Annotated in this window: 11 protein-coding genes; 6 read left to right on the top strand and 5 right to left on the bottom strand. The window is 55.8% G+C overall.

The features are described 5' to 3' along the window. Nucleotides 1-93: 93 nt before the first annotated feature. From endA to metK, 4 genes are all read right to left on the bottom strand, one after another. A complete protein-coding gene (gene endA / locus SOM40_RS19470; protein WP_106994353.1) occupies nucleotides 94-801 on the bottom strand; it encodes a deoxyribonuclease I in 708 nt (235 codons plus the stop codon). A gap of 94 nt (nucleotides 802-895) precedes the next feature. Beyond that, entirely contained in the window at nucleotides 896-1,393 is a 498-nt protein-coding gene (locus tag SOM40_RS19465; protein ID WP_320530576.1) for a SprT family zinc-dependent metalloprotease, read from the bottom strand. Nucleotides 1,394-1,465: 72 nt separating this feature from the next. Further along, nucleotides 1,466-2,863, bottom strand: coding sequence for a galactose/proton symporter (gene galP / locus SOM40_RS19460; RefSeq protein WP_106994355.1), 1,398 nt, complete (start codon nucleotides 2,861-2,863; stop codon nucleotides 1,466-1,468). 208 nt (nucleotides 2,864-3,071) lie between these two features. Beyond that, complete coding sequence (gene metK, locus SOM40_RS19455; protein ID WP_106994356.1) at nucleotides 3,072-4,226, bottom strand: methionine adenosyltransferase; 1,155 nt, start codon at nucleotides 4,224-4,226, stop codon at nucleotides 3,072-3,074. 420 nt (nucleotides 4,227-4,646) lie between these two features. Between metK and yqgG the strand changes: the two genes are divergently transcribed. The 4 genes from yqgG (at nucleotide 4,647) to speB (ending at nucleotide 8,137) form a co-directional block, all read left to right on the top strand. After that, a complete protein-coding gene (gene yqgG, locus SOM40_RS19450; protein WP_422655544.1) occupies nucleotides 4,647-4,799 on the top strand; it encodes a small protein YqgG in 153 nt (50 codons plus the stop codon). Between the two features lie 87 nt (nucleotides 4,800-4,886). After that, nucleotides 4,887-5,018, top strand: coding sequence for an acid stress response protein YqgB (gene yqgB / locus SOM40_RS19445; RefSeq protein WP_146145527.1), 132 nt, complete (start codon nucleotides 4,887-4,889; stop codon nucleotides 5,016-5,018). 8 nt (nucleotides 5,019-5,026) lie between these two features. Continuing rightward, nucleotides 5,027-7,003 (top strand): biosynthetic arginine decarboxylase, encoded by a 1,977-nt coding sequence (gene speA / locus SOM40_RS19440; protein WP_106994359.1) that lies wholly within the window; start codon nucleotides 5,027-5,029, stop codon nucleotides 7,001-7,003. Between the two features lie 213 nt (nucleotides 7,004-7,216). Continuing rightward, nucleotides 7,217-8,137 (top strand): agmatinase, encoded by a 921-nt coding sequence (speB, locus tag SOM40_RS19435; protein WP_059307233.1) that lies wholly within the window; start codon nucleotides 7,217-7,219, stop codon nucleotides 8,135-8,137. Between the two features lie 44 nt (nucleotides 8,138-8,181). On the opposite strand, the gene loiP is transcribed toward speB, so the two are convergent. Next, nucleotides 8,182-8,940, bottom strand: coding sequence for a metalloprotease LoiP (loiP, locus tag SOM40_RS19430; RefSeq protein WP_106994360.1), 759 nt, complete (start codon nucleotides 8,938-8,940; stop codon nucleotides 8,182-8,184). Nucleotides 8,941-9,219: 279 nt separating this feature from the next. On the opposite strand from loiP, the gene tkt reads away from it, so the two are divergent. Together tkt and epd are read left to right on the top strand one after the other, a co-directional pair. After that, nucleotides 9,220-11,211 (top strand): transketolase, encoded by a 1,992-nt coding sequence (gene tkt / locus SOM40_RS19425; RefSeq protein WP_106994361.1) that lies wholly within the window; start codon nucleotides 9,220-9,222, stop codon nucleotides 11,209-11,211. A gap of 386 nt (nucleotides 11,212-11,597) precedes the next feature. Further along, nucleotides 11,598-12,617, top strand: a complete 1,020-nt coding sequence (gene epd, locus SOM40_RS19420; RefSeq protein ID WP_106994362.1) for an erythrose-4-phosphate dehydrogenase — start codon at nucleotides 11,598-11,600, stop codon at nucleotides 12,615-12,617. Nucleotides 12,618-12,641 lie beyond the last annotated feature (24 nt).

Genomic DNA, 12,641 nt, shown 5'->3' with positions numbered 1-12,641 from the left:
AGCCAGGTCCCGGCTCGGTCTGTCCCCTCTCCCCTGCGGGGAGAGGGTTAGGGTGAGGGGTGTATGTAAATAAACAATTGCCGCTAGTGTAGGTTAGCTCTTTTGCGCCTGGCAAGCGCGCTGGACGTACGGGTTATGATTCCCCTGCACTTTAGCAATGCGTTCGTCGCGCAGGCATTCCCAGGCGGTCACCGGATAGAGCTTATCCCAGGCGTTAAACAGCTGGGTTTGCTGACGGGAGAGGGTCAGTTGGTAGTGATCGCGCATATAGAAGTAGGTGCGGGCGATGCTGCCCCGGGCGCGGGCTGGTGGTTCGGCGAGCTTCTCTTTGAAGTCTACCTTCATGGCGCACTGACCATACTGGCCTTCGCCGCCGTTCCACTGGCTGTACATAAAGTTGCCGCGATCGCCATTCACCTCGCCCACGGCGGGTTGCAGGTTATGCATATCACTCTCTATCTGGCGATAGATCGGGTCTTTGGCGCAGTTTTTACGTCCGCCGTCCTGCCAGCACTGACGCTGGTGGCCGAACTGCCAGGCCGGGACGACATGTTCCCATTCAATGCGGCTGGCGCGGTTCTCGTTTTTACGCACTTTGTAACCGCAGGAGGCCAGATCGACGACCCCTTTTTTGCCCTGCCAGTTAATTTTGCACCCGCAGTAAAAATCACCTGCGACGTCGGCGTTGACCTTCACACCTGCGGCTTTTGCCTGAGAGAAACTGTGGATACCTTCGGCCAGCACATGGCCTGAAAACGCCGTCGTCAGAAACGCGACCGCGAGAGAGAAATTACGGGACATCGTGAACTCCGTATCAAAACGAGCCCGCAACGTAACGAAAGTTGTTCCTGTATGCAATCAGGCAGATCATGAATGTTCCTGATGATTCTGCCGCTTACTCCGCAATAAGAGGGTTGCCGCACTTGACGCAGCGGTAGGTAGCTTCGCCGCGCACTACCCGATTATGGCGACGCACGGTGAGCAGGTGCTGCTGACACGGGCAGCGGTAGGGGAAGGTATTGCGCCGTACTGAATCAAGCTCGAACTGATGCGTGCGACGCGCCGGCACGCCAAGCACCGCTTCCATCATCCATTTCCACTCTTTGCCATGGGGTGCCACGCGGCCAAAGTGCTTCCACACCAGCAGGTGCGCCAGCTCATGCGGGACCACTTCGTCGATAAAAGCCTGCTGATTTTCCAGCATCAGGACCGGGTTGAGGCGGATCTCATATGCATCCAGCCAGGCGGTGCCGGCTGCGGTGCCGCGCTGCTGCCAGACCAGTTTCGGTTCAGGGTAGTTCCGGGCAAGCTTCAGATTGGCCTTGGCCAGGTTATCACGCAGGCTGCGCATGGCGGCTTGCTGAAGCGCAATGGGGAGACGGGGTGTTTTCATAACGGCAGAGCATAGAGTTTGTCGCGGGGCGGTGCAAGCGGCTTCCTCCCGGGCGGGAGGAAGCCAAAAGGATCAGTCGTGAGCGCCGATTTCGCGCAGTGGACGACCTTTCATCAGGTTACGTTCAATATGTTCCAGCGACACGTGTTTGGTTTCAGGAACCAGCCACAGGGTCAGGACGATAAACAGCAGGTTCAGACCACCGTACACCCAGAAGGTGTTGGCGTTGCCAAACGTATCGAGCATGGTCAGGAAGGTTGCGCCGACGATCATGTTGGCGATCCAGTTAGTAGCGGTGGAGCAGGTGATACCGAAATCGCGGCCTTTCAGCGGCTGGATCTCAGAACACAGAACCCAGATCAGCGGACCGGCGCTCATCGCAAAACCAACGATAAACATCAGCAGCATCGCCACGGCAGCATACTGTGCGGTGGTGGAGTGGATGCCCATATGCATCATCGTGCCCAGCACGCCCATGCCGATCGCCATCACCAGGAAGCCCAGGGTCAGCGTCGGTTTACGGCCCCAGCGATCCACCAGACCGATGGCGATAAAGGTTGCCAGCACGTTGGTCAGACCGACAATCACCGTGCCCCACATCTGCTCGGTGGTGTTGCTGTAACCCGCCAGTTCAAAGATTTTTGGCGCGTAATACATGATGACGTTCATCCCGGTGAACTGCTGCATCACCTGCAGCAGCACGCCCAGGAACACCGCCCGGCGGAAGTTACTGTTCTCTTTAAACAGCGCCCAGCCGCTCTGTTTGATCTTCAGGCTTTCGCGGATCTCTTCCAGCTCGCGTTTCGCTTCTTCACTGGTATCACGCAGGCGCAGCAGCACGCGCTCCGCATCATTAAAGCGCCGTTTAGCCGCAAACCAGCGCGGGCTGTCAGGCAGGAAGAAGACGCCAATCAGCAGCAGGATTGCCGGGATAATAATCACACCCAGCATCCAGCGCCATGCGCCGCTGTAGCTGAACGCGGTATCGGAAAGGTAGGCACCGAGAATACCGATGGTGATCATCAGCTGGTACATGGAGATCATGCTGCCGCGAATTTTCTCCGGCGCGATCTCCGACAGGTAAAGCGGTGCGGTATAAGAGGCAACACCCACCGCCAGGCCCAGCAGTACGCGGGAGATAATCAGCACTTCCACGTTAGGTGCTGCGGCGGAAAACAGTGAACCGGCGACAAACAGAATGGCGCCAATCATCAGGCTCTTTTTACGCCCGAGCTTGAAGGAGAGCCAGCCGCTGCCCACTGCGCCGACTGCCGCACCGAACATCATCGAGCTCACCACCCACTCCTGGGTGTGGGAGTTGATCTGGAATTCATCCGTAATAAACGGCAAGGCCCCGGCAATAACGCCGATATCAAGACCGAAAAGTAATCCTGCCAGAGCGGCAAGGAAGCAGACGAAGAACGTCATCGTCTTGTTAGACGTCCGCCCCTGTTTTTTATTGTCAGGCATTTTGCCCTCCATTTGGCTTAGCTGTTTCATCAATGTAAAGATTTGATTAGGAAACAGTAAAAGTATGTCAGAGGGGGAGGCGTGACAAAGAGAGTATTCCGAAAGGGACTGATTTTATTTGGGTGTAAGCGATTTCATGGCGGGCGATATAAAGCCGAAAACAAAAAGGCCAGCACGGGGCTGGCCTTTCAGGAGCGCTGTCAGTCGATTATTTCAGACCGGCAGCTTCACGCAGCAGAGCGGCTTTGTCGGTTTTTTCCCATGGGAAATGTTCGCGACCAAAGTGACCGTAAGCGGCGGTTTCTTTGTAGATTGGGTGCAGCAGATCCAGCATCTGGATCAGGCCGTATGGACGCAGGTCGAAGAACTCACGCACCAGCAGGGTCAGCTGCTCCGTTGGCACTTTTTCGGTACCGAAGGTTTCAACCATGATGGAGGTTGGTTCTGCCACGCCAATCGCGTAGGAAACCTGAATCTCACAACGGTCAGCCAGGCCAGCCGCAACGATGTTTTTAGCAACATAACGTGCAGCGTACGCAGCAGAACGGTCAACCTTAGACGGATCCTTACCGGAGAACGCGCCGCCACCGTGACGCGCCATGCCGCCGTAGGTATCAACGATGATCTTACGACCGGTCAGACCGCAGTCGCCCATTGGTCCACCGATAACAAAACGGCCCGTTGGGTTGATGAAGAATTTGGTTGAGGCATTCAGCCACTCGGTCGGCAGAACCGGCTTGATGATCTCTTCCATCACCGCTTCCTGCAGAGATTTCTGGTCGATATCTTCTGAGTGCTGAGTGGAGAGAACTACCGCGTCGATGCCGACAATTTTGCCGTCGTCGTACTGGAAGGTAACCTGGCTTTTCGCATCCGGACGCAGCCACGGCAGGGTGCCGTTTTTGCGCACTTCAGCCTGACGCTGCACCAGACGGTGAGCATAGGTGATTGGCGCTGGCATCAGCACGTCGGTTTCGTTGGTGGCGTAGCCAAACATCAGGCCCTGGTCGCCCGCGCCCTGCTCCAGCGGATCGGCACGGTCAACGCCCTGGTTGATGTCAGGGGACTGTTTGCCGATGGCGCTCAGTACGGCGCACGAGTTGGCATCAAAGCCCATATCAGAATGCACATAGCCGATTTCACGCACGGTGTTACGGGTGATCTCTTCGATATCAACCCATGCACTGGTGGTGATTTCACCGCCAACCATTACCATGCCGGTTTTGACATAGGTCTCACAGGCAACGCGCGCTTTCGGATCCTGCTCAAGGATCGCATCCAGCACCGCATCGGAGATTTGGTCAGCAATTTTATCAGGATGTCCTTCTGATACAGACTCGGACGTAAACAGGTGTTTTGCCATGTTTTAATTTACCTAAGGAGAATTTGTTTAGCTCAAACCGTCGTGTGGGATAGCCGTGGCAGGTTTTTCCACCAGGACTTGCAGATGATGACACTGGCAGTCTGAGTGTTAATCAGTATGGATGGATTAACATCTGGACGGCTATTTTAGGTCACATCTTCGCCCGATTTCCAGCTTTTTTTATCTATGCGCCTACGGCCTTGAAAACCCAACTGGAAATTTTTGCTGACGGTCCCGGCAATGCGCACATTTATATTTTGCATTTTCCCTGTCTTGTCGGTATAAAACGCGGCGCGCGGCTCATACAAAAAAGCACACGACGTTTCTTCGTGTCGCCACTTCCAGCCGGGTAAAGCAGTGAACTTTTAGCTTTAACTTGTCGCGAGTTTTATCAGGCTTGCGTGGAGGTGATACGAGATAATGAACCGTCGTTTTCCGCTTAGTCAGTTCTGCCTTTCAGGCCGGAACATGCTCCCCGCCATTCGCATTTCTAATCTGCAAACCTGCCGATGTTATACCCATCTCGGCGCTTCTCAGGATTCCAGGGCAGGCACTACGCTTTGTGAAGTCTGAACAAGGGCGCTCTTGTAAATACAAGAGTTTTCTCGTGGTTTCGCCGGACCTTGTCATACAGAGTTCGGATACGTGTTTTACAATGATATGAATAAGAAACCGGTGGCACGCCCCGGCTTTCAGCATTCTGTGCTGGAAATCCGGTCGGATAATGGGTTGTTATCGCAGATTGACGCTGCGATAGTAGTCAACTGTTTTACACTGAATAGTAAGAATTGAGGTTCGCTATGTCTGACGACATGTCTTCGTTTTCGCCTTCGTCAGCAGGCGAACAGGGTGTACTACGTTCTATGCAGGAGGTTGCGATGAGCTCCCAGGAAGCCAGCAAGATGCTGCGCACTTACAATATTGCCTGGTGGGGCAATAACTACTACGACGTCAATGAACTGGGCCACATCAGCGTCTGCCCGGATCCTGACGTACCGGAAGCGCGCGTCGATCTCGCAAAACTGGTGAAAGCGCGTGAAGCGCAGGGGCAGCGTCTGCCTGCACTGTTCTGCTTCCCGCAGATCCTGCAGCACCGTCTGCGTTCCATCAACGCCGCCTTCAAACGCGCGCGTGAATCTTACGGTTACAACGGCGACTATTTCCTGGTTTATCCGATCAAGGTGAACCAGCATCGTCGCGTTATCGAATCCTTAATTCACTCCGGCGAACCGCTGGGTCTGGAAGCTGGTTCCAAAGCGGAGCTGATGGCGGTACTGGCCCATGCCGGCATGACCCGCTCGGTGATCGTCTGTAACGGCTATAAAGACCGGGAATACATTCGTCTGGCGCTGATTGGTGAGAAGATGGGCCACAAGGTCTATCTGGTCATCGAGAAGATGTCTGAGATTAATATCGTGCTGGAAGAGGCCGAGCGTCTGAACGTGGTGCCGCGCCTTGGCGTGCGTGCGCGTCTGGCCTCGCAGGGCTCCGGGAAGTGGCAGTCCTCCGGCGGCGAAAAATCCAAATTTGGCCTTGCGGCGAACCAGGTACTGCAGCTGGTCGAAATCATGCGCGATCGGGGTCGTCTGGACAGCATTCAGCTCCTGCACTTCCACCTCGGTTCGCAGATGGCCAACATCCGCGATATCGCCACCGGCGTGCGTGAATCGGCCCGTTTCTACGTCGAGCTGCATAAGCTCGGCGTGAACATCCAGTGCTTTGACGTGGGCGGTGGCCTGGGTGTGGACTATGAAGGGACCCGCTCGAAGTCTGACTGCTCGGTGAACTACGGCCTGAACGAATACGCCAATAACATCATCTGGGCGATTGGCGATGCCTGTGAAGAGAACGGTCTGCCGCACCCGACGGTGATCACCGAGTCCGGACGTGCGGTTACCGCGCACCACACGGTGCTGGTATCGAACATCATCGGCGTGGAGCGCAACGAATACACCGAAGCGACACCACCGGAAGACGATGCGCCGCGTGCCCTGCAAAGCATGTGGGAAACCTGGATTGAGATGCACGAGCCGGGCACCCGTCGTTCACTGCGTGAATGGCTGCACGACAGCCAGATGGATCTGCACGATATTCATACCGGCTATTCATCCGGGGCGTTCAGCCTGCAGGAGCGTGCCTGGGCCGAGCAGCTGTATCTGAACATGTGTCACGAAGTGCAGAAACAGCTCGACCCGAGCAACCGTGCGCACCGTCCGATTATCGACGAGCTGCAGGAGCGTATGGCGGACAAGATGTACGTCAACTTCTCCCTGTTCCAGTCGATGCCGGATGCCTGGGGTATCGACCAGCTGTTCCCGGTTATGCCGCTGGAAGGGCTGAATCAGATCCCTGAGCGCCGCGCGGTGCTGCTGGATATCACCTGTGACTCAGACGGGGCGATCGACCACTACATTGACGGGGACGGCATCGCCACCACCATGCCAATGCCGGAGTACGATCCGGAGAACCCGCCAATGCTGGGCTTCTTTATGGTCGGGGCGTATCAGGAGATCCTGGGCAACATGCACAACCTGTTCGGGGATACCGAAGCGGTTGACGTGTTTGTCTTCCCTGACGGCAATGTCGAAGTGGAGCTCTCTGACGAGGGTGACACCGTGGCGGATATGCTGCAGTACGTGCAGCTCGATCCGAACAAGCTGCTGACCCAGTTCCGCGATCAGGTGAAAAAGACCGATCTCGACGACACTCTGCAGAAACAGTTCCTGGAAGAGTTTGAAGCGGGTCTGTACGGCTATACCTATCTGGAAGACGAGTAAGCATTCTTCCCTCTCCCCTCTGGGGAGAGGGTTAGGGTGAGGGGTAAAGCCCGCACAATGCCCTATACTCACTTGAACCCGTATGAAATAGCGGCGATAATCCGCCGCAACAGGCACTATTCGAATCAATCCCTTCCTCGTCGGGTTTAACGACGCGGAGGGGATTTTTTTTCATCTATTTTTAATGCACCGACGTTATAAAGAGGTCAGGACATGAGCACTTTAGGGCATCAGTACGATAACTCCCTGGTATCTAACGCTTTTGGTTTTTTACGCCTTCCGATGAATTTCCAGCCGTACGACAGCGATGCGGACTGGGTGATCACCGGTGTGCCGTTTGATATGGCGACATCCGGTCGTGCCGGTGGCCGTCATGGCCCGGCAGCGATCCGTCAGGTCTCCACCAATCTGGCCTGGGAGCACAACCGTTTCCCGTGGAACTTCGACATGCGCGAGCGCCTGAACGTGGTTGACTGCGGTGACCTGGTCTATGCCTTCGGTGATGCGCGTGAAATGAGCGAAAAGCTGCAGGCCCACGCTGAGAAGCTGCTGGCTGCCGGCAAGCGTATGCTCTCCTTCGGGGGTGACCATTTCGTGACCCTGCCGCTGCTGCGCGCTCACGCGAAGCATTTCGGTAAGATGGCGCTGGTGCATTTCGATGCCCATACCGACACCTATGCGAACGGTTGCGAATTCGACCACGGCACCATGTTCTTCACCGCGCCGAAAGAAGGCCTGATCGATCCGAACCACTCCGTGCAGATCGGGATTCGTACCGAGTTCGATAAAGACAACGGCTTCACCGTGCTGGACGCAGGTCAGGTGAACGATCGCGGCGTGGATGACATCATCGCGCAGGTGAAGCAGATCGTTGGCGATATGCCGGTATACCTGACCTTCGACATCGACTGCCTGGATCCGGCCTTTGCGCCAGGTACCGGCACCCCGGTGATCGGCGGCCTGACCTCCGATCGCGCTATTAAGCTGGTACGTGGCCTGAAGGATCTGAACATCGTGGGTATGGACGTGGTGGAAGTCGCGCCTGCTTACGACCAGTCCGAGATCACCGCGCTGGCCGCGGCGACCCTGGCTCTGGAAATGCTCTACATCCAGGCGGCGAAAAAAGGCGAGTAATTAAGAGACAGGCCGGGACGCGTTGCCCGGCCTGTTTTTCTAGATTATTTAATGCCGTCTGTAGCCATGCGATCGCGAATATGCTGCGCACGTGCAGCAGAAGCAGGGTGGTCGTCAAACATTGAGCTTTGACGGCCCGCTTCCTGTTGCGCCAGTTTTTCGAAGCTGGTGGCTAAACCTGACGGATTGATGCCGCGTTTGCGCAACAGATCGTAAGAGTAGTCATCCGCTTCAGATTCCTGACGCTGGGAGAACTGGGAGTTGACCAGTTTTTCACCGAGATCGCCAAGCTGCGACTGGGACAGGCTCCCGACAATGCCGCCGGCAGACGCTGCCGCCACGCGCACGGCGTTGGTGCCAAGTGCAACCTGCATGCCTTTCTTCACGTGGCCGAGGGCAACGTGACCCATTTCATGCCCGATAACCGCTTCAACTTCGTTGTCGGTCATCATATCCATCAGCCCGCTGTAGACGCGGATACAGCCGTTGGCCATCGCAAAGGCGTTGACGTCTTTGGCCATGTAAACCTTATAGTTCACCGGCTGGCCATTAATGTTGTCACCAAGCGCAGAAGCAATCTTGTCCAGACGCTGAGCGTAAGTGCTGCCTGCCGGGGCGATGGTAGCCTTACCGTCCATCTCCTTACAGGCTTCATCGCTTAATGTTTTGACCTGAGCATCGCTCAGGGAGTAGGCCTGAAACGCCTCTGCTCCAGAGCTCATCAGACCGCCGGAGTCCATATTCTGACACCCGCTCAGCAGGAGCGTTGTTCCCAGAGCCAGCACTATTGCACGCATTTTCATTAGGTTGCTTCCGCACTCGTTAAACACGATAAATTCTGAAATTACATCACGGCAGCGAGGCCGGAGTACCCTGAGTATAAAGAATATAAACGAAGGCGGGCGAGAAGATTGCGCAACGTGCGAGCCTGTTCCAGAGATTTCTTAACCGGCAAAAGAATGGTCCATGTACATGCTTTGTCGCTTGGGTTACATTGTTGGCACTTTTTTCTGGCGTAGCCCAAAACGCGCTGTCGTCAAGCCGAAACGGGTATGGCCTTCAACATCCGATCTGGAGTCAAAATGTCCTCACGTAAAGAGCTTGCCAATGCTATTCGTGCGCTGAGCATGGATGCTGTACAAAAAGCTAAATCCGGTCACCCGGGTGCCCCGATGGGTATGGCTGACATTGCCGAAGTCCTGTGGCGTGATTTCCTGAACCACAACCCGCAGAACCCGGCCTGGGCTGACCGCGACCGTTTCGTACTGTCCAACGGCCATGGCTCCATGCTGATCTACAGCCTGCTGCACCTCACCGGCTATGCGCTGCCAATCGAAGAGCTGAAAAACTTCCGTCAGCTGCACTCCAAAACCCCGGGTCACCCGGAAGTGGGCTACACCGCAGGTGTTGAAACCACTACTGGTCCGCTGGGGCAGGGGATTGCTAACGCCGTGGGCATGGCAATTGCTGAGAAGACGCTGGCGGCGCAGTTCAACCGTCCGGGTCACGACATTGTTGACCACTTCACCTATGCGTTCCTCGGCGACGGCTGCATGATGGAAGGTATCTCTCACGAGGTATGCTCCCTGGCCGGTACCCTGAAGCTGGGCAAACTGGTTGCGTTCTATGACGACAACGGCATCTCCATTGATGGTCACGTTGAAGGCTGGTTCACCGACGATACCGCAGCACGTTTCGAAGCCTACGGCTGGCACGTGGTACGTGGTGTTGACGGTCACGATGCTGACGCGATCAAACGTGCAGTAGAAGAAGCACGCGCTGTAACCGACAAGCCGTCCCTGCTGATGTGCAAAACCATCATCGGTTTCGGTTCCCCGAACAAAGCCGGCACCCACGACTCTCACGGTGCACCGCTGGGTGACGCAGAGATCGCCCTGACCCGCGAACAGCTGGGCTGGAAACACGCCGCGTTTGAGATCCCATCTGAGATCTACGCGCAGTGGGATGCCAAAGAAGCCGGTCAGGCAAAAGAAGCAGCATGGAACGAGAAATTTGCTGCCTACGCTAAAGCCTTCCCACAGGAAGCGGCTGAATACACCCGTCGTATGAAAGGTGACATGCCGGCTGACTTCGACGCCAAAGCGAACGAGTTCATCGCTAAACTGCAGGCGAACCCGTCCAAAATCGCCAGCCGTAAAGCGTCCCAGAATGCCATCGAAGCCTTCGGCCCGTGGCTGCCAGAGTTCCTCGGCGGCTCCGCTGACCTGGCGCCAAGCAACCTGACCATCTGGTCCGGTTCTAAAGCGATCAACGAAGATGCTGCCGGTAACTACATCCATTACGGTGTACGTGAATTCGGTATGACTGCGATTGCCAACGGTATCTCCCTGCACGGTGGTTTCCTGCCGTACACCTCCACCTTCCTGATGTTCGTGGAATATGCCCGTAACGCGGTGCGTATGGCTGCGCTGATGAAACAGCGTCAGGTGATGGTTTATACCCACGACTCCATCGGTCTGGGCGAAGATGGCCCGACTCACCAGCCGGTTGAGCAGGTTGCTTCTCTGCGTGTGACCCCGAACATGTCCACATGGCGTCCATGTGACCAGGTTGAATCCGCGGTAGCGTGGAAATATGGCGTTGAGCGTCAGGACGGCCCGACCGCACTGATCCTCTCCCGTCAGAACCTGGCTCAGCAGGATCGTACCGAAGCGCAGCTGGCGAACATCGCCCGCGGCGGTTACGTGCTGAAAGATTGCGACGGTCAGCCACAGGTGATCTTCATCGCTACCGGTTCTGAAGTTGAACTGGCGGTTGCGGCCTGGGATCAACTGGCAGGCGAAGGCGTGAAAGCGCGCGTGGTTTCCATGCCGTCTACCGATGCCTTTGACAAGCAGGACGCGGCGTACCGTGAATCCGTGCTGCCGAAAGCGGTCTCCGCTCGTGTGGCTGTGGAAGCGGGTATCGCTGACTACTGGTTCAAATACGTGGGCCTGAACGGCGCTATCGTCGGCATGACCACCTTCGGTGAGTCTGCTCCGGCTGAGCAGCTGTTCGAAGAGTTTGGCTTCACCGTTGAGAACGTGGTCGCAAAAGCGAAAGAACTGCTGTAATTGCTGGTACGGTGCGGGCTGATGCCCTCACCCCAATCCTCTCCCACGGGAGAGGGTGCAAACACCAAAAACGGTAACCCCTGGGTTACCGTTTTGCTTTTACCTCGCCACCCGGCTTTTTTGTATCTACTATTCCTCCTGCATGTAACTGCGCTGTGAATTATTCCATTAAAAATGTGACGCAAGTCATATAGCTGGCTTATTGGTCCGAGGGCTCATTCCCTTTATTCCACGTTTCGCTTATTCTGGCTGAAGCGTTTCAGTCGATTAAACGTTCGACAAATGACCAATCAGTTGGAGTTTGTGACAGGCGAGGATTCCCCTCAGAGCGTTGCTGGATTACTCTGTCAGCCACCTCGAATCAGGGAAAGCTTTGCAGGAGACTTATGACCGTACGCGTAGCGATTAATGGTTTCGGTCGCATCGGACGTAACGTGGTTCGTGCTTTATATGAATCCGGGCGCCGGGCGGAAATGACCGTGGTGGCCATCAATGAACTGGCCGATGCCGCAGGCATGGCGCATTTATTGAAATATGACACCAGCCATGGGCGCTTCGCCTGGGACGTTCGTCAGGAGAGAGAGCAGCTGTTCGTCGGTGATGACGTGATTCGTGTACTGCACGAGCAGACGATCGACGCCTTACCCTGGCGTGAGCTGGGCGTGGATGTGGTGCTCGACTGTACCGGCGTCTACGGCAATCGCGAACATGGCGAAGCCCATCTGGCGGCTGGCGCGAAGAAAGTGCTCTTCTCACATCCCGGCAGTAACGATCTCGATGCCACGGTGGTTTATGGCGTTAACCATCATGAGCTGCAAGCGGAACACCGCATCGTCTCCAATGCCTCCTGCACCACCAACTGTATTATTCCGGTCATCAAACTGCTGGACGATGCCTATGGCATTGAATCGGGCACCGTGACCACGATTCACTCCGCCATGCACGATCAGCAGGTCATTGACGCATACCATCCGGACCTGAGACGCACTCGCGCGGCGAGTCAGTCGATTATCCCGGTGGATACCAAACTGGCGGCCGGGATTACCCGAATTTTCCCGCAATTTGAAGACCGTTTTGAAGCTATCGCCGTGCGTGTTCCTACCATCAACGTGACGGCGATCGACCTCAGCGTGACCGTGAAGAAACCGGTAAAAGCCTGTGAGGTCAACCTGTTGCTGCAAAAAGCGGCACAGCAAGCATTTCATGGTATAGTTGACTATACGGAATTACCGTTGGTCTCAGTAGATTTTAACCACGATCCGCACAGCGCCATTGTTGATGGCACTCAAACGCGCGTGAGTGGAGCGCATCTGATCAAAACGCTGGTCTGGTGTGATAATGAATGGGGCTTTGCTAACAGGATGCTCGACACCACGTTAGCCATGGCCGCACAAGGTTTCAGGTAAGGCGCGTATTGCGTCTGCAAAACT

Origin of the sequence: Leclercia sp. CFBP8987, from assembly GCF_034044995.2 — a bacterium.
Classification (GTDB): Bacteria; Pseudomonadota; Gammaproteobacteria; order Enterobacterales; family Enterobacteriaceae; genus Enterobacter; species Enterobacter tamurae.
This window is presented reverse-complemented; position numbering and strand designations above follow the sequence as displayed.

Bases quoted from the DNA above. Each gene is read 5' to 3' on its own strand.
- yqgG (WP_422655544.1), top strand. From the start codon at position 4,647: ATGAACCGTCGTTTTCCGCTTAGTCAGTTCTGCCTTTCAGGCCGGAAC.
- metK (WP_106994356.1), bottom strand. From the start codon at position 4,226: ATGGCAAAACACCTGTTTACGTCCGAGTCTGTATCAGAAGGACATCCT.
- endA (WP_106994353.1), bottom strand. From the start codon at position 801: ATGTCCCGTAATTTCTCTCTCGCGGTCGCGTTTCTGACGACGGCGTTT.
- galP (WP_106994355.1), bottom strand. From the start codon at position 2,863: ATGCCTGACAATAAAAAACAGGGGCGGACGTCTAACAAGACGATGACG.
- speB (WP_059307233.1), top strand. From the start codon at position 7,217: ATGAGCACTTTAGGGCATCAGTACGATAACTCCCTGGTATCTAACGCT.
- epd (WP_106994362.1), top strand. From the start codon at position 11,598: ATGACCGTACGCGTAGCGATTAATGGTTTCGGTCGCATCGGACGTAAC.
- speA (WP_106994359.1), top strand. From the start codon at position 5,027: ATGTCTGACGACATGTCTTCGTTTTCGCCTTCGTCAGCAGGCGAACAG.
- tkt (WP_106994361.1), top strand. From the start codon at position 9,220: ATGTCCTCACGTAAAGAGCTTGCCAATGCTATTCGTGCGCTGAGCATG.
- loiP (WP_106994360.1), bottom strand. From the start codon at position 8,940: ATGAAAATGCGTGCAATAGTGCTGGCTCTGGGAACAACGCTCCTGCTG.
- yqgB (WP_146145527.1), top strand. From the start codon at position 4,887: ATGAATAAGAAACCGGTGGCACGCCCCGGCTTTCAGCATTCTGTGCTG.
- SOM40_RS19465 (WP_320530576.1), bottom strand. From the start codon at position 1,393: ATGAAAACACCCCGTCTCCCCATTGCGCTTCAGCAAGCCGCCATGCGC.